Raw genomic sequence first — 16,847 nt, 5'->3', positions numbered from 1 at the left:
ACACATTTCAGGCGGTATGATCATCGGTGATCATACCGCCTTTTTCGTTCCGGACATCCGACCATGAAACTGCTCCGTAAACTCCTCACTCTTCTGCTGGTTGTGGTCATGCTTGCCGTGGGGGTTCTGTTCGCCCTGCAGAACAAGGAGCCGGTTGCCCTGGACCTGCTCGTGTATACCTTCGCGCCCCACAGCCTGGCACTGTGGGTGCTGGCGGCCTTTGCCCTGGGTGGCATTGCCGGGATGCTGGCCTCCAGCCTGGTGATTCTCAAGTTGCGTGCGGGCAGGGCGGCCTCCAACCGCCAGTTGCAGCGCGCCAACACTGAACTGGATCGTCTGCGCACGGCAGGGCTCACTGGTGGAGATTGATTTACTGCTGTTTGCCACCCTGGTTGCGGCAATTGCCATAGGCTGGTTCCTGGGGCGGCGCAGTGCACACGCCCATACTGCCAGCCATGCCGACCTGCCCAGCCAGTACTACCGTGGCCTCAACTACCTGCTGGATGGCCGCCCCGACGGAGCGGTGGATGCCTTCATCAATGCGCTGGAGGTCAACAGCGAGACCCTTGAAACCCACATCGCCCTCGGTAACCTGCTGCGCAAGCGTGGCGAGGTCGACCGGGCTATTCGCATCCACCAGAACCTGCTGGCCCGTCCCAGCCTGCCCCGGCCCCAGGTGCACCAGGCCCACCTCGAACTGGCCAGGGATTACATCAGCGCTGGCCTGCTGGACCGGGCGGAGCGTCTGTTGCTCGACCTGCAGAAGGAATCTCCCGAGCAGCGTCGCGCCAGCCAGCGACACCTGCTGGAGATCTACCAGAGCGAACGCGAGTGGCCGCAGGCCATCGAGGTGGCCACCCAGTTGCTGCCGCGCAAGTCGCTGCTCGGCGGCAACCCGCCGCGGGAGCCCGACGGCGCCTCCCGGCAGCCGGTGAGCGTGGCCTTGGCCCACTATTACTGTGAACTGGCCTGCGAGCGCCAGGCTGAGGGCAAGCTGGCCGAGGCGGGCACGTTGCTGCAGCAGGCCCTCACCCAGGACAAGCAGTGTGTGCGCGCATCCATCATGCAGGGCGAGGTGGAATACGCCGCCGGTAACTACAAGCAAGCGGTCAAGGCCCTGCGGCGGGTGCGCCAGCAGGATCCCGAGTTCATTCCGGAAACTATCGCCACCCTGCGCAAGTGCTATGCCGAACTCGGCGATACCCGGGCCCTGCGCACTTACCTCAAGGACTGCCTGGCGGCCAACCCCTCCGCACCGCTGGTATTGGCGGTGGCGGAGGACCTGCGCACTGCCGAGGGGGGCGACGCCGCGGCGGAGTTCCTGTCCCGCCAACTGGCCGACCGGCCTTCCCTGCGCGGGCTGGCCCGGCTGATCAGCCTGCAGATGGATGAAACCCGCGGCAAGGTGCGCGACAACCTCGGCCTGCTGCAGGTGCTGGTGGACCGCCTGATTGCCGAACGCCCCGCCTATCGCTGCGGTCACTGCGGTTTTGCCGGCCGCCAGCTGCACTGGTTCTGCCCGGGCTGCAAGCACTGGGGCACCATCAAGGCAATCCGCGGCACCCGCGTCGACTGACGCCTTTTCCAGACTCTTGGAGGACAGATCATGACAAGCCCTATCCTGGTTGCGCTCGATTACCCCGACGCGGCCCCCGCCCTGGCCCTGGCGGATCGCCTGGCGCCAGAGCTCTGCCGCCTGAAAGTGGGCAAGGAGCTCTTTACCCGCGGCGGGCCGCAACTGGTGCAGAGCCTGCAGGACAAGGGTTTCGAAATCTTCCTCGACCTCAAGTTCCACGATATTCCCAACACGGTGGCCGGCGCTGTCAGGGCGGCGGCCGACCTCGGGGTGTGGATGGTCAACGTTCACGCCAGCGGGGGCCGGCGAATGATGGAGGCGGCGGCAGAGGCGGTCGCGAACGCCGCCAATAAACCGTTGCTGATCGGGGTGACCGTGCTCACCAGCATGAGTGACGAGGACCTGGCGGAGCTGGGCTATACCTGGACTGCCGCGGAGCGGGTGCAGCAACTGGCGGCCCTGACCCAGGATTGCGGGCTGGACGGCGTGGTCTGTTCCGCCCTGGAGGCGCCTGCCCTGCGCGCCAGCCGTGGCGAGGACTTCTGCCTGGTCACGCCGGGCATTCGCCTGGCGGGAGATGCCGCGGGCGACCAGCGCCGGGTGGTGACCCCGGCAGATGCCCTGGCGCGAGGCGCCACCTACCTGGTGATCGGCCGCTCCATTACCGGCGCAGCGAACCCCCTGGCGGCGTTGCAACGGGTGCACGAGGAAATTGCGTAAGATCATATCTGCCCGCTGGCGCGCGAAGCGCCTGGCGGGCTGCTAATCTCCGCTGTGATACGGATGCCTGCACGGACGCAGACACGTAAACGGAGATTACGCCATGAATCACTCACCCTTTAGTCGTACCGCCCCCGGATATCGCCTGGGCCGGCTGCTCAAGCACCTGCAATCCACTTCCTTAGCCACCCTGCTCGCGTTAACCGCGGTGACGGGCCTGCTGCTGCCGGACACCGTCCGCGCGCAGGAGACCGTGGCGGCGGCGACGGTGCAGGTCAATATCAACTCGGCGAATGCCGCCACCCTCGCGGCGCAACTCTCGGGCGTCGGACTGTCTCGCGCGCAGGAGATCGTGCGCTACCGGGAAATGTACGGCCCCTTCAAATCCGTTGACGAACTGGTCGACGTGAAGGGGATAGGCCCCGCAACCCTGGACCGCAATCGCGCGGTGATAACGCTGGAATAGGCCGGGCGCATCCGTATCATGTGGGGGCTCAGGCCCCCCGCTCTGTTTTCGGGGGCGGTAAATCACCAATAACCCCGGGGGTTGAAGTGCAAACAGGGAGCCTTGCCGCGTGACCTGCCTGGTGACAGGCGCCAGTGGTTTTATTGGCAGTGCCCTGTGCGCGCACCTCGCCGCAGAGGGTGTCGGGCTGGTAGCCACCAGCCGCGGCGGCGCGGTAACTGCGAGCGGCATTGCCACCCGGCCGATGGACCCGGCCCACCCGCAGGCGCGGTTGCTGGAGGGGGTGGATTCGGTGGTTCACCTGGCGGGCGTTGCCCACCAGCACGCGGCGCCGGAGATGTACGACAAGGTGAATGTTGAAGCGACCCTGGCCCTGGCGCGGGCCGCGCTGGAGGCGGGCGTTCGGCAGTTCATCTACTTCAGCAGCGTCAAGGCCATGGGGCCTCCCCATCACGAATCGCCACGTACCGAGACCGAGCTGACCTTGCCGGTGGATGCCTATGGCCGTTCCAAGCGCGAGGCCGAACTGCAGCTCGACGCGCTGTGCCGTGACGGCGGGATGTGCCTTGTCATCCTCCGCCCGTGCCTGGTCTACGGCCCTTCGCCCCGGGCCAACCTGCGCCTGTTGGCGGGGCTCGCCCGGTGGTGGCCCCTGCGTCCGCCGGAAGGTGGTGTGCGCTCCATGATCGGCCTGCAGGATCTTGTCAGCCTGGTGTCGCTGCTGGTGCGACAGCCGCCAGCAGAGAGCCGAACCTGGCTGGTCGCCGACGGCAAGCCCCTGTCGGCGCGCGAGATGTACGACGAGTTGCGCCAGGCGCGGGGGCTCGGCCCGGGGCGCCAGTGCCTGCCGCATTTCCTGTGGCGCTTTGCCTGCCGCCTGGTGGATTACCTGCGCGGAGAGGTGGGGGGTAGTACTGCGCACAAGCTGTTTGCCGCCGAGCAATACGACGCCAGTGCCGTGCAGGGCGCGACCGGTTGGCAGCCACGCCAGTGCTTTGCCGATGTGGCGCCCGCGATGGTGGAAGGGCGTTGATCGGGCTCTGGCTGCCACTGTTGGCCATGCTGCTGTCGGTGGGATTGTGCGGGGCCTACCTGCAGCTGGCTCGCCGCTGGCAACTGCTGGCCCACCCTAATCATCGCAGTTCCCACGACCTGCCGACCCCCCACGGGGGCGGCGTGGGTATCTTGAGTTGTCTGGCGCTGGTCACGGTGGTCTCCGGCTTTGGCGGGGTGAGCTGGCCGGTGGAAGTCTACTGGCTGTTGGGGTTGGCCCTGTCGCTCACGGTGCTCGGCGTTGTGGACGATGCCATGCACCTGTCGGTGCGGTTGCGCTTTACCGTCTATGCCCTCTGTTGCCTTGTCCTGGCGCTGGTGTGCCTGGCGCCATTGGAGTTGTGGCGTTGGTGGCTCCTGCTTCCCGCGGTGGTCGCTTTGCTCTGGGGCATGAACCTGTTCAACTTCATGGACGGCATTGACGGCATCGCAGCGTTGCAGTGTGCTGTGGCCTGCTGCGCCGCCGGCCTGTTGGCCTTCGTCTACGGTGGCTCGCCGGAATACGCCTTGTTCTGCCTGATGCTAGCTTTCGCTCACCTTGGCTTTCTGGTCTGGAACTTCCCCCCCGCGAAACTGTTCATGGGCGATGCGGGCAGCATTCCCAGTGGGTTCCTGTTGGGAGGGCTTGCGCTGTGGGGGGCGGTGAGTGGTGCAGTTGCTCCGGCGGTATGGCTGATCCTGCTGGCCTGCTTCGTGACGGATGCCAGTTGGACGCTGATGCGCCGTCTGTTGCGTGGTGACAATGTGCTGCAGGCGCACCGCGAGCACCTGTACCAGCGCCTGAGTCGCCACTGGGGTTCGCATCTGGCAGTTGACCTGGCGCTGCTGGCGGTGGTGTCTCTGTGGCTGTTTCCATTAGCCTGGTTTGCGCAGACGAATGAGGAGCACGGTTTATTCCTTGTTACTTTGGCATATTCTCCCCTCTTGATTTGCATGGCTAAAACAGGTGATTTGACGTAATATCCTTGCTCCGGGCTCACGCCAATCACATCTATTATGTGGGCCTGTGCAGACCATAGTTAGACCATAGGGAGTGGGGGAAATTTGCGTCATCGGCTTGTAAGTTATGTCCTGCACGCGATCTCCGGAACACTTGGGAGTCTGCGCGATGGGCTGGAGAAGCTGATCGAACTACCCCGCAATATCAAGCAGGCCTTCCTGCTGCTCCTCGACATGTTCTTCGTCTCCGCCGCCATCTGGGCGGCGGTTGCATTCAGGATGGGACACACCGATTTCACTCTCGGTCCCGTCGAACTGTTCTGTGCAATTTTCACAGTTTTCGCCAGCGCGGTGATCTTCCTGCGGCTGGGGCTGTACCGTGCCGTTATCCGTTTTATGGGGCAGCAGGCTATCTGGGCGGTGATCGCTGCGGTCAGCTACTCCACCCTGGTGCTGGGCGCGACGGTCTTCTTTACCCGGGCCGAAGTGCCGCGCTCCATGCCGTTCATCTACTGGTGCCTTGCGCTGTTGATGATTGGCGGTTCCCGGCTCACGGTGCGTGCCTACTACCAGGCCAAACTGCGCTCCCTTTCCAAGAACGTGATTATCTATGGTGCCGGTGAATCCGGGCGCCAGTTGCTGACGGCCCTGCACCACAGTGACCAGTACCGGGTGGTGGTGTTTGTGGACGACAACCCGCAATTGCAGCACTCGGTGATCAATGGCCTGCAGGTGGCGCGCGCCGAAGAAATTCCCCAGCTGATTGCCGAGCACAACATCACCCAGGTGTTGCTGGCGATTCCCTCGGCCTCCCCCGAGCGCCGACGAGAGATTATCGACTCCCTGGTGGGGCTGCCGGTGCACGTGCGCACCGTCCCGCGCATCAATGAACTGGTCGCGGGCCGCGCCAGCGTCAACCAGATCCAGGATGTCGACCTCGACGACCTGCTGGGCCGCGAGCCGGTGCCGCCGCACCCGGAACTGATCGATCGCTGTATCACCGACAAGGTGGTGATGGTCACCGGTGCCGGTGGCTCGATCGGGTCCGAGTTGTGCCGCCAGATTCTGCTGTCCAACCCCCGCGAACTGCTGCTGCTCGACAACTCCGAGTACGCCCTTTACCAGATTGAGCGCGAGCTCAACGACATCATGCGTGAGCGTAATGTTCACGTAGAGATGGTGGTGTTGCTGGGGTCGGTGCAGGACCAGCGCCGGCTGGAAACGATCTACCGCACTTTCGAGGTGAACACGGTCTACCACGCCGCGGCTTACAAACATGTGCCGATGGTGGAGTACAACGTAGCCGAGGGCGTGGCCAACAACGTGTTTGGCACCTGGTACGCCGCCGAAGCCGCGCGCAAGGCCGGGGTGGAAACCTTTGTGCTGGTGTCGACCGACAAGGCCGTGCGCCCCACCAACATCATGGGCGCCTCGAAGCGCTTTGCCGAACTGCTCCTGCAGGGGCTGGCCCAGCGCGAAAGCGGTACCCGGTTCTGCATGGTGCGCTTTGGCAACGTGCTTGGTTCATCCGGCTCCGTCGTGCCCCTGTTCCGGGAGCAGATCGAATCCGGTGGTCCGGTGACCGTGACCCACCCGGAAGTGTCACGCTATTTCATGAGCATTCCCGAAGCGGCGCAACTGGTGCTGCAGGCCGGTGCCATGGGCACAGGCGGCGATGTCTTTGTGCTGGACATGGGTGAGCCCGTGCGCATTGTCGACCTGGCGCGGCGCATGATCCGCCTCAGCGGCTACGAGATGCAGCACGACGGCCACCGCGCGGACCATATCGATATCGAGTTCATTGGCCTGCGCCCCGGCGAGAAGCTGCGGGAAGAGCTGTTGCTCGGCAGCAATGTCAGCGGCACCGGACACCCGATGATTATGCGAGCCGAGGAAGAATGCCTCAGCTACGCCCAGGTGCAGCGCTACCTGACCGAACTGATGCATTACTGCGACACCATGGACTGCGCGGGTATCACCGCGGTTCTCAATGCCGCTGTGAGTGGATTTGGTGGCCACGAAGTACGCTATGACCACCTCTGGCGCAAACAGGGCAAGGTTGGCCACCGCGTGCCGCGAGCCCTGGCCAAGCCGGTTCCGGCTGGCACCTCCAACGTACAGGAGCTGTTCCCGGAAAAATCCCAGTAGTTGCTACACACCAATCGATAACACCCTGAAAGAATTCCATCATGACCCACTTTGACGTATTCAATGGCGACGCCGATGGCCTGTGCGCCCTGACCCAGTTGCGCAATGCCGAGCCCCGCGAAGCCACCCTGGTCACCGGTGTCAAACGCGACATCAAACTACTGGACCGGGTAGACGCCGGACCGGAATCCCTGGTGACCGTACTGGATGTTTCCATGGACAAGAACCAGGCTGGGTTGCAGCGGGCCCTGGAGGCCGGCGCCAGCGTGTTCTACTGTGACCACCACTTCGCGGGTGATATTCCCGAGCATGCCAGCCTGGAAGCGCTGATCAATACCGCCCCCGACGTGTGTACCAGCCTGTTGATCAACAACCACCTGAACGGCGCTTTCCTCGGCTGGGCCGTGGTGGGGACCTTTGGCGACAACCTGCGCGACAGCGCCCTGCGGATTGCCAAACCCCTGGGTCTGGATGAGGCGGCGCTGGCACGGCTGGAGAACCTGGGCATCTACATCAACTACAACGGCTACGGTTCCAACCTGGAAGACCTGCACTTCGAGCCGGAGAACCTGTACCGTCTGATCAGCCAGTACGCGGACCCCTTCGACTTCATGACCGATGGCGCCGAGCACTTCCAGCGCCTGGAGACCGGGTATCGCGAAGACATGGCCGCTGCAGAGTCACTCAACCCCGAATACAAGGATGCCGCCGCAGCCGTGTACATGTTGCCCAACGAGCCCTGGGCGCGTCGGGTGAGTGGCGTTTACAGTAACGACCTGGCCAACGGCGACCCCGACCGGGCTCATGCCGTGCTCACCACCAAGGCCAATGGTTGCTACCTGGTCAGTGTGCGCGCACCGCTGAACAACAAGACCGGCGCCGACGAGCTGTGCATGCAGTTTCCCACCGGGGGAGGTCGCAAGGCAGCAGCGGGCGTCAATGACCTGCCGGCCGACCAGTTGCAGCGCTTCATCGATACCTTCGCCGGCTTTTACGCCTGAGCCAGACAGGCACCAGGCTTGAATCGCAACGGCGCCTGACCCATGATGCCCCTGACTTGCAGGAGGCTGTAGCGTGGATTGGGATGACATCAAGGTATTACTGGCGCTGAGCCGCAGGGGTTCCGCCCGCGGCGCGGCCCAGGAGCTGGGCGTCAGCAACTCGACGGTGACCCGGCGCCTCGATGAGCTCGAGCACCAACTGCAGACCCACCTGTTTGACCGCACCCCGGATGGCTATCGCATGACCGCGGCCGCCGAACGCCTGTTGCCGACGGCGGAACATGTGGAAGAGCTACTGCTGACCGCGGAGCGTCAGATCACTGGTGGCAACCAGCACCTGGAGGGCGTGATTCGCCTGACCACGCCGGACGTGTCCGGCATGGGCTTCCTGATGCGCCGGCTGGCAAAGTTCGCCGAGGAGTTTCCCGGCATCGAGCTGGAACTGATGCCCAGTTACGACGCCCTGGACCTGAGCCGCAGTGAGGCTGATATCGCCATCCGCGTAATGCCCGCCGGGGTCAAGCCGCCCGATTACCTGATCGGCCGCTATCTCTCGCCCCTGACGGCCTCGACCTATGTCCATCCCAGCCTGTTGAATCCGGACGATCCGACGGATGTTTCCCACCTGACCTGGATCGGTAAAAACCCCATAGGCCAGAAGGAAAGCTGGCTGGAAGAGACGGATTTTCCGGACTTGCCGGTGCGCCACGCAATTTCCAACATCAACCTGGTGGTGGATGCGCTGCGGGCGCGGATGGGACTTGCCTTCATGCCGTGTTTTGCCGCTTTCAATCACGACGACATCGTGCAGGTACCCGGTTCCGCAGTCGTCCACCACTCTGATATGTGGGTGCTGACCCACAAGGACCTGCGCATGAGTGCGCGCCTGCGGGCCGTGCGTGAGATGATCGCCGAGGAATTCGAGCGTATTCGGCATCAGCTGGATACCCGCGCCTCCTAGCCCCGGCAGGGTCGCCCCGCCAGGGCCACCCCGGTTGCAACGCCAACCGCTGGCTGTAGACCGTGCTACTTCTTCTGGTTCTGGATGCCACCTGTCAGGGCGATGCGCATGGCTTCCTCAACCCCGATCTCCAGCGGTGTGAGCTTTTCGGCGGGCACATACAGCGTGTATCCGCCTATCTGGTAGCTCATGGGCAGATACACACCAACCAGGCTCGCCTTGTCCTCCGGCATCATGCGTTGGGCAATGTTGCGCCCGGTTACGAACCCTATCAGGTGCATACCCTCCTGCACCTCCACCAGTACCACTGATTCCGCGCCGGTGCTGTCTGCGAGGCTGAACACCCGCATGAAATCCTTGATGGCACCGATTACCGATTTCACCAGTGGAATTCGCCCCAGCAGGGCTTCGCCCATGCGAATCAGGTAACGGACCACATACACCTTCACCAGGATCCCGATGCCTACCAGCACAAAGAACGCCGAGATGACCCCCAGGCCCTGGAAGTAATACTCCCGGGGCATCACGTAGAGGAATGCGGCAGAGGCCAGGCGCTCCATTTTCAGTAGCAGCCAATACACCAGGTAGATGGTGAGGGCGACGGGCAGGACGGCAGCAAGCCCCTGGAGGGCGAGGGTAAAGATGCGCTTCATTCAAGCTCCCTGTGAGGATTTACCGGGATCGAGTGTAACCCAGCCCCTGTCCTTTTTCGGGCCATGTGACGAATGCAAGCGCAGGGCCTGCCCAAAAATGCACCGATATTAAGCGAATGCGGATATCACACATATTTTTGGGCAGGGCTATGCTTCCTTCCACAGTCTGCAGAGGAGGCAGTGAGATGAAAAAACCGATGATAGTGTTAGTGGCAGCCGTACTGGGCACTGGTGCCCTGAACGCCTTCGCCGATCGCGGGGACCGGGAGAACCTGGCCGCCTGTACCGGAAGCGTCGAGCAGGCCCTGGGAGAGGATACCCGAACCCGCCTGTACGGGATTCAGCATCGGCGAAACGGCGACCGCCTGCGCCTGCGGGTCTACCCCGGTGAAGGTGAGAGCCAGACCCTGAGCTGCTGGGTTGACGATTCCGGGGCGATAACCCTGCAGACTTCGGACGGGGTAGCCCTGCGATCAGTGCCCTACGATGGAGCCGAGCAGGTTACCCTCAGCGAGTAATGCCCAACCACATAGTGAAGTATCAGTGAAGTATCAGTGAAGTAAGAGTGAATTAACCCATTCCCGCGCCGTCCCCTCACTCCCTCGGGGGCGGCATTTTTTTATTAGATCAGGCCGCGTACGAGTCCTCAGTCCTCGACATCATCCACATCGATCTGCCCGGTCAGGCGCTTGCGAATGTGCGACCAAGACATGCCCACCGCTAACAGCACCGAAATCAATACCAGCGCCACCCAGGCGAGTGCGCCGGGGGAATCCAGCGTCATCCAGCCTAGATCGATGAACAGCCAGATAAAGCAGCTGAACAACGCGGCGCCCAGAATCACGCCAAGCCAGCCCATAGACAGGAAGGTGGCCCGTACGTAGATGATCCAGCCGATCAGCAACACCAGTCCGACGATGGCGATGATAGGGCCAAAACTGGTGCCCTCGGCGAGGACCCAACTGACGTAGGAGTAGTCGGTGGGATTGTAAGTACCCAGGACGAGGATGGCGGCAAAGAGCCAGCGGAGGAGGAAGCTGCCTGCGTCGAAGGTGTTGGCCATGTGGGGGTCTCTTATCGGTGGGACGTGGTTAAAGCTAGAGGAAAGAACGCTAGGGGGCAAGTCCGCAGGAGAGGTCCTGCTTAATGCTGATAGATCAAATGCGTAATATCGCGATCCAAAGTACTAGGATGAGGAAGACTATAGGAATTCGGTTATAGGAGTTTTTTGTGAAATCAAACTTCATTACGCCGAAGTATGAGTAGGAGGAAAAAACGAGTTCAAATAGCTTCCAGAAGCTAACGAAATAAGCCAGTGTTAGAAGCACTGGCCTATCTGAAAACTTGATGAAAACTGAGTTCACAAGAAAAAATAGGTTAACTGAAAGAAAGATTACGCCAAAAAGGAGTGCCTTTTTTCTCTGTGCAGCAGTGCCAAGGTTAACGTCCATTTTAGTTGCGATCCCGATTTTCCATCAATTTTTGCAACGAGCTTCCTCTAATATTTTTTCTATCTGTGATCTGATGTTCTCAATGGTGAAAGTACCTGTTGAAAACATATTGCTCAGATTCTCGATATTTGCGTCACTCAGGTCTGTTAGTGGAAACTTTTTCCTTAGTATAGACTCAATAGCGCGCTTCAGTGCCCCTTCTCCAGCGGCTTTTACACCAGAGATAATCGCAGTCTCGTGGTCTCCGTAAGCCGCACTCATAAGTATTGATGTTCCTGAAAATAATGTGGAACTTGGTATAGTAAAAGGTGCGCAGGCGTAACAAACAAAGGTCAAAGCTGTTAGCGAGTCACCTATAATTCCTAGCCTGTTGGCACTTTGCGAAGGGGTGAGACCAAGATTTTCTTGTCTGCCTTTGTGGCGGCTCATCTGGCCGTTTAGTCCATAGAAATCAATGTATCGCGTTGGTGCGGCGTGCGCATATAGGTAAGAGTTCAAGCCTCCTTGCAGACCGATAGGATCACTCTGCACGTAACGCCCTGTAGTAGGTTGGAAATCCCGAAAATAATTGTGATGAAGTTTTGATTCAGCATCAAAGTACTGGCCGGGAAATCGCAAGTTATATTCTATGGTCTCAGTTCCTAGGTTAGCCTCTCCAAATGGTTTGTGGTCTGACCTCCATAAAACTCCACGATCAGTGGCTGTAATGACTCTCGGGCTCCCCAAATGATCCGAATGGATAAAGTACACCTCAGTCGTGTATTCAGGCTCCGGCTCTACCAACTCAACGAGCTTAACCCCATCCGCCGCCGTAACTCCTCCCGCATCCCCGATTTCTACGTACTCTCCACCTGATCCACTAAATTGGTAAGTACCAAGCAAGACCCACTGCTTTCCAAGTGATGACTGGTCTTGCTGGGTGATATCGACCCTGCCGTTATGTACGACACTGTAAGAAGCATTGGGGTTGTTCTTCCTGGTCTTCGGCCACCAGGCCCAAACCTCATAGTTCGCGGGTGTCAGGTTCTCAGGAATCCAGCGAAAGGTTGCGCCGCTGTTTTCGGACCGGTGGTAATAGTCATTCAGGGCGCCTTTCTTGCGCACGAGTTCCCAGTTTCCAGTAGAGCTAACACTGGTACTTTCGTCGTCAATCTCGATAACGCGCCCGGTAGTAGGTTCAGCGATTTCCTCGTGGGTGTAGGCGACGGCGATTGGGTTGTTCTCAAGGTACATATATTCCCTTAGCACGATGCCATCATCGCGTACCTCAGCCAGGAGTTTACCGTCGGTGTCATAAACAAAGTGAATACTGTGCTGAGGCGTTGTCTTGATGGCGCGCTGTCCCAGGGCATTGTAGGTATAGCTTGCCAGTACGGTGTCGGATTGATCGCCACCCAGTGATTTCCGTTCAATCACTTGGCTCAGCCTGTTGTGGGTTCCGTACTCGTAAATGAATCCGTCGCCACTGTTATTCAGGCGGCTGGTTTTTGCTATTTGATTACCGTTATTGTCGTACTGATAGGCCCACTCGTTGGTTTCCAGCAAACGGTGGCTTGCGCTGTCGTAGAGATAAGCGTCTGTCCCCGTCGAAGACGTCAGTGCAAGCCGGTTTCCGTTGTAATCGTAGGCGTATTGAAGTGAGCCATAGGCGCCCTGTGCGTTCGTCAGTCGATTGAGGGCGTCATAGCCAAACAGCTGGTTTGAGGCAGGGGTAATCGCGTCGTCGATACTGACAATATTCCCATTGTCGTCATAGAGATAACTGAGGTCCATCAGGCCAGCGTGAGTTCTGCGTGTGGGGCGATAGGCACCGTCAAAGCTGGCAGTCATTTCGATGCCATTGCCGTACGATATGGCATCCATTGGACCGTAGGGGAGGTAACTGACTGAGTCGAAGAGGGGGGCGCTACCGCTGTCGGTCGCTGTGACGGCGCTTGTTACCCGGCCTGAATCGTCCCGGCTGTAGGTTACAACCCGGCCACTGGGGTAGGTGATTGTCGTCAGTTGATCCGCGCTGTTGTAGGTATATTCAACGTCAATAGTGAGGGACTCGACGTCCCAGCTTCTTTGAATCAGGTTGCCCCGGTGATCGTAGCTGAGTGCAGTATTCCCGGAAGCGTCCGAGATGGTTGTCAGTCGACCTATGCCGTAAGTGCCCTCGTCATAGTGGTAGGTGATATTCAGGGCGGGGTCAGGGTAAACAGTCTGGGTGATGCGATTGATCGCGTCGTAACGGTGGCTGACCGTCGTCCCGTTTGCGTCGGTGCTGCTGATAAGGTTTCCGGCTGGGTCGTATTCATAATTGACGGACCCTGTGTCCGGGCTGCCCAGGTAGAGCAGGTTTCCAAACCCGTCGTAAAGATAATCGGTCAGCAAGGCGCGAGGGTCAGTAACCTGTTGTATCTTGTCCTGATCGTTGTGTGCATAAAGTGCGTTCTTGTTCAGCGGGGCGAACTCGCCGTTCAGTCTGTCGAGGGCGTCATAATACTTGTCGGTCACTTCGAGCTTGCCGTCGGTTACCTGGATTTGATTGCCGTTTCGGTCGTAGACAAAGTTGGTTGGCTGCTGGCTTCCCTCGGCGAGCGTAAGCACCCTGTTGAGCTCGTCGAAGGTTCTTTTGACGGTGTAGGCAATGGTTCCGCTTTCTGTTCGGGTAGTCTCGGTCAGGCGATTTCCTGCGTCGTCGAGGGTGTACTCGATCCGCTCTCCGCGGTTGTTTGCGACGGCGGTTAATCTGTGAGCCGCGTCGTACTCATTGTAAAGAGTGACGTTGTTGGGGAGGAATGTAGCGGTGAGCAGTCCCGCATTATTGTAGGTGTACTCCGTCCTGGCATTTCCGGATCCATCAGGGGCAATCACGGTGCTTGCCACAAGCCAGCCCCGAGAGTTGTACTCCAGTTGGGTTTGTACCCCGTTGGCATCGATGAGTAGCTCTGCCTTCCCCCAGGCATTGTGGTTCAGCATGCGCGCCTGGTGGTCGAGCGCATTGCTGGTACTGGTGCGGTTTCCCTGCGCATCGTAGGTGTGGCGGGTCAGGTCGGTAACGTCAGTTCGGGGCCCGTCTGTTGTGAGAACCTGTCCTGCTGAGTTATAGGTGTAGCTCCACTGTCGATCTGCCGCTTGCGCCGGGGCGATGATCAGGGCCAGTACCAGTGGCCAGGGTGAAGTTGGAACATCCTTGTTCGCGATCTTCATTGTGTCTCCTTGCCTGTCCGTGGCTGGGATGTTGTCAAAAATTCTGTCGGTTTATCTGCCTAATTGAGAGGGGTCAGTGTGGCTTGTGTCGAAATCAGATTGCCATTGGTGTCGTACTGGTAGTCGGTGGTAACACCCGGTTCGATGCGTTGCGAAGGCAAGTTGAAAGCTGGATGCCAGGTGGTCTGGTACGACCGCTCCACAGCACTCCCCAGTGCTTCGGTTCGCGTAAGTTCTCTGCCCAGGTAATCCCGTGTATACACGGTGAGGTTGTCCTCCCAGTCCCGCCTGCTGTTGATGAAAGCACGGGAGTCGTAGCGATAGGACTTGCTGGCGGCTACACAGTTCGCGCTGGCGTGGCCATCCACATCCCATACCAGTCGCTGACCGTTAGCCACCACGTACAAATAGGTCGTCTGCTTGCCCAGGGGATTTGTCACGGTGACCCGCGGATAGATGTCTTCAGCCAGTGTGTAGTCAAAGGTGGTAAGGTCGGCACCGGCATTGTGCGCAGAGCTGGTTGCCCGGCGATCGCTATCGTATGTCCAGCTCGCAAAGCGATCACCGTTCGCATCGGTAATACCCGTCAGCAGTTCCGGATAGCTGCTGTTTTCGTAATGATAGATACGGCTTCCGAGCTCGTCGGGGTAACTCACGGACGTGTGCATGCCGTTGGTGTCGTACGAGTATGCGTAGTGGTTGCCGCCGGGATCGGTAAAACCGGTTACGCGGCCCGTATCGTCGAGATGGTAGGTTAGTGCACCTCCCAGGCTGTGACTGACAGTTACGCTATCGGAAGAGTAAGTATAGGTATGGCTGATACCTGCACGGTTGGTGCGTGAGAGGATGCGTCCGGCTGCATCGTATTGTTCAACCAGGTCGTCCAGGGTTTCGTAGCGCCAGCCGCCGGGTTCCGCGAAAAGCTGTCCCGTCATGTTAGGTGCAGCAGATCGCATGTAGCTGCCGCCGACCAGGCCCCAGCCGAGAAAAGTGAAGCCCTTGCCGTCATCCCGCACGACTTCCACGGCAACGCTCGATCCGTCGTGGACCACCTCGGGAAATAATTGCCATTTACCCCCCAGCGAGTTGTACGCACGACGAACGAGCAGAGGAAACGGTTTGCTACCTTGGTAATCAATTTCCTCCTGGAACTTGTTGCCAACTGACGGCGTCACCGGGTTTCCGGCAGATGGGCAACCCTCACCCTGCTCCCTGTCGAGATCATCGCGTACCCCGGGCTCGGAAAAATAGATGTTATCGATGCCAAACCCGGCAGGTTCGGTGCCCACGATGAACGCCCGCCAGCTATAAATACCCACACTGCCACCCACGTGGTTTAGCCTGAAAAAACCCGGGGAGGGCGCATAGGTTTCATAGATGATCTGCCCGGTGTCTCCGTAGAACTCCAGTTTCACCGAATTGCTGGCTTCTATTGAGCCAATATCGAAACCCATATGGGCAACCGGCGCCGGGATATTCGTGCCGGGAAGTACAAACCGTCCAAATATCTCACCCATCAGGTTGTCCCCTCCCGACAGCACCTGTTCACCCAGGCTGGCCGTATCGGTGACGATGGTGGGCCCCGTTCCGCCAAAGTGGATGCCGCGGGGTTCGTATGAGGTGGTCACGTCCGTGCCTTCAGGAAACTCAGAAAATGTAATCGGATCGCTGTAACCGTCCGGTCCACTGATGGAAGGAGGTAGAGTTACCGCCGATAGCGCTGCCAGTCCCCTGGCGGGCTGTGCCGGGTTGTCCGGCGGATCACTCATGGTGATCGGGGCTGCAAATTGCTGGCCGGGGGTGATGGTTGCGCCTGCTGGCGTTTCGCTGGTGCCGCTGTTGCCAGCCTGCGAACACGCAGGAACAAGCGTCACAACCAGTGTGATGAGTTGTTTGAACATGCCGCTCCTCCCTGAGCCAGCCGGGTTCTTTGTGGCAGGTGTCATCCTTGAGACCTGTCAGGGAAAGATCGAGTCATACTCGACATCCCATGATTTTACTTTAGAGGAATGTGGCTGAGGTTGCGGGGAGAATGATTGGTCGATTTCAGCCAGAAGTGGAGAGAGTCGTCGGGTAGGGGGGAGTGATGAGCGCTCAGGCGCTCTTCTCTTTCCTGGTCCTGCCTTTCCCGGTGGCAGTTTTCAGCTTGTCTTTATCCTCAGCCTTGAGGGTGTCCAGCAGGGTGTCGTTAATCCTTGACTGCCATCCGGTGCCGCCTGCCTTGTAAGCATCGACAATGCGCTGATCCAGCCGAATGGAAACCGCCACTTTCTTTGGGCCCTTTTGTGGGCCGCGTCCTCGGGCTTTGGCGAAATCCTCTGCGGTCGCCTCGGACGTGTCAGGATCGCAAGAGATCCCCTCGTTGATCGCCTTGTCTTCAGCAGCGGTGGGTCTTACCAGCTTGCGTCTACCCTTTTTGCTCATAGTGATCTACCTCTCTGCTATTGGCCTTACGAAGACTGATCACGCGACAAACTTCTCCGCGCATGGTGTAAACAAGACAGTAGAGTCGGTCTTCGATGGGAGCGAAGGAAATCATTCGGGTTTCTTGGTAGTTTTCGCGCCTATCCTCCCACTCAAGAACGGAGTCCCATTCAAACTTTTCCACGTATTCAAACGACACCCCGTGAACTTCAAGGTTACGCTCAGCCTTTTTTCTGTCCCATTCGTATTTCATGATCAAA

The 16,847-nt window shown here is 59.5% G+C and carries 16 protein-coding genes; 10 read left to right on the top strand and 6 right to left on the bottom strand.

All coding sequences use genetic code 11. The features are described 5' to 3' along the window. Positions 1-63: 63 nt before the first annotated feature. The 9 genes from FV139_RS01620 (at position 64) to FV139_RS01580 (ending at position 8,864) form a co-directional block, all read left to right on the top strand. Positions 64-369 (top strand): lipopolysaccharide assembly protein LapA domain-containing protein, encoded by a 306-nt coding sequence (locus FV139_RS01620; RefSeq protein ID WP_148066496.1) that lies wholly within the window; start codon positions 64-66, stop codon positions 367-369. After that, complete coding sequence (gene lapB / locus FV139_RS01615) at positions 359-1,576, top strand: lipopolysaccharide assembly protein LapB (RefSeq protein WP_235898473.1); 1,218 nt, start codon at positions 359-361, stop codon at positions 1,574-1,576. Before FV139_RS01620 ends, lapB begins: the two co-directional genes overlap by 11 nt. Positions 1,577-1,606: 30 nt before the next feature. After that, a complete protein-coding gene (gene pyrF / locus FV139_RS01610; RefSeq protein ID WP_148066495.1) occupies positions 1,607-2,296 on the top strand; it encodes an orotidine-5'-phosphate decarboxylase in 690 nt (229 codons plus the stop codon). A 103-nt stretch (positions 2,297-2,399) separates the two neighbouring features. Then, entirely contained in the window at positions 2,400-2,762 is a 363-nt protein-coding gene (locus FV139_RS01605; RefSeq protein ID WP_148066494.1) for a ComEA family DNA-binding protein, read from the top strand. A gap of 109 nt (positions 2,763-2,871) precedes the next feature. Then, positions 2,872-3,795, top strand: coding sequence for an NAD-dependent epimerase/dehydratase family protein (locus FV139_RS01600; protein ID WP_148066493.1), 924 nt, complete (start codon positions 2,872-2,874; stop codon positions 3,793-3,795). 26 nt (positions 3,796-3,821) lie between these two features. After that, the gene (locus tag FV139_RS01595; protein WP_235898528.1) at positions 3,822-4,775 is read left to right on the top strand and encodes an MraY family glycosyltransferase; all 954 of its coding nucleotides are present in this window, start codon (positions 3,822-3,824) and stop codon (positions 4,773-4,775) included. 84 nt (positions 4,776-4,859) lie between these two features. Continuing rightward, on the top strand, positions 4,860-6,902 hold the full coding sequence (locus FV139_RS01590; protein ID WP_148066491.1) for a polysaccharide biosynthesis protein: 2,043 nt from the start codon (positions 4,860-4,862) through the stop codon (positions 6,900-6,902). A 41-nt stretch (positions 6,903-6,943) separates the two neighbouring features. Continuing rightward, positions 6,944-7,903: a DHH family phosphoesterase gene (locus FV139_RS01585; protein WP_148066490.1), complete on the top strand. Its 960-nt coding sequence runs from the start codon at positions 6,944-6,946 to the stop codon at positions 7,901-7,903. A gap of 73 nt (positions 7,904-7,976) precedes the next feature. Beyond that, a complete protein-coding gene (locus tag FV139_RS01580; RefSeq protein WP_148066489.1) occupies positions 7,977-8,864 on the top strand; it encodes a LysR family transcriptional regulator in 888 nt (295 codons plus the stop codon). 65 nt (positions 8,865-8,929) lie between these two features. On the opposite strand, the gene FV139_RS01575 is transcribed toward FV139_RS01580, so the two are convergent. Then, complete coding sequence (locus FV139_RS01575; protein WP_148066488.1) at positions 8,930-9,517, bottom strand: DUF502 domain-containing protein; 588 nt, start codon at positions 9,515-9,517, stop codon at positions 8,930-8,932. Between the two features lie 185 nt (positions 9,518-9,702). On the opposite strand from FV139_RS01575, the gene FV139_RS01570 reads away from it, so the two are divergent. Further along, positions 9,703-10,035 (top strand): hypothetical protein, encoded by a 333-nt coding sequence (locus FV139_RS01570; protein WP_148066487.1) that lies wholly within the window; start codon positions 9,703-9,705, stop codon positions 10,033-10,035. A 128-nt stretch (positions 10,036-10,163) separates the two neighbouring features. Here the strand turns inward: FV139_RS01570 and FV139_RS01565 are convergent, their stop codons facing one another. From FV139_RS01565 to FV139_RS21350, 5 genes are all read right to left on the bottom strand, one after another. Continuing rightward, positions 10,164-10,580 (bottom strand): DUF6524 family protein, encoded by a 417-nt coding sequence (locus FV139_RS01565; RefSeq protein ID WP_148066486.1) that lies wholly within the window; start codon positions 10,578-10,580, stop codon positions 10,164-10,166. A 412-nt stretch (positions 10,581-10,992) separates the two neighbouring features. Then, positions 10,993-14,163 (bottom strand): RHS repeat-associated core domain-containing protein, encoded by a 3,171-nt coding sequence (locus FV139_RS01560; protein WP_148066485.1) that lies wholly within the window; start codon positions 14,161-14,163, stop codon positions 10,993-10,995. Positions 14,164-14,222: 59 nt separating this feature from the next. Further along, a complete protein-coding gene (locus tag FV139_RS01555; RefSeq protein ID WP_187276348.1) occupies positions 14,223-16,064 on the bottom strand; it encodes a DUF6531 domain-containing protein in 1,842 nt (613 codons plus the stop codon). A gap of 193 nt (positions 16,065-16,257) precedes the next feature. Next, entirely contained in the window at positions 16,258-16,587 is a 330-nt protein-coding gene (locus FV139_RS01550; protein WP_148066483.1) for a BrnA antitoxin family protein, read from the bottom strand. Beyond that, positions 16,571-16,840 (bottom strand): BrnT family toxin, encoded by a 270-nt coding sequence (locus FV139_RS21350; protein ID WP_148066482.1) that lies wholly within the window; start codon positions 16,838-16,840, stop codon positions 16,571-16,573. Before FV139_RS21350 ends, FV139_RS01550 begins: the two co-directional genes overlap by 17 nt. Positions 16,841-16,847 lie beyond the last annotated feature (7 nt).

The sequence above is a fragment of the Parahaliea maris genome, assembly GCF_008064665.1.
GTDB lineage: Bacteria > Pseudomonadota > Gammaproteobacteria > Pseudomonadales > Halieaceae > Parahaliea > Parahaliea maris.
Note: the sequence above shows the minus strand (reverse complement) of the source record. Positions and strands in the feature narration are given on the sequence as shown.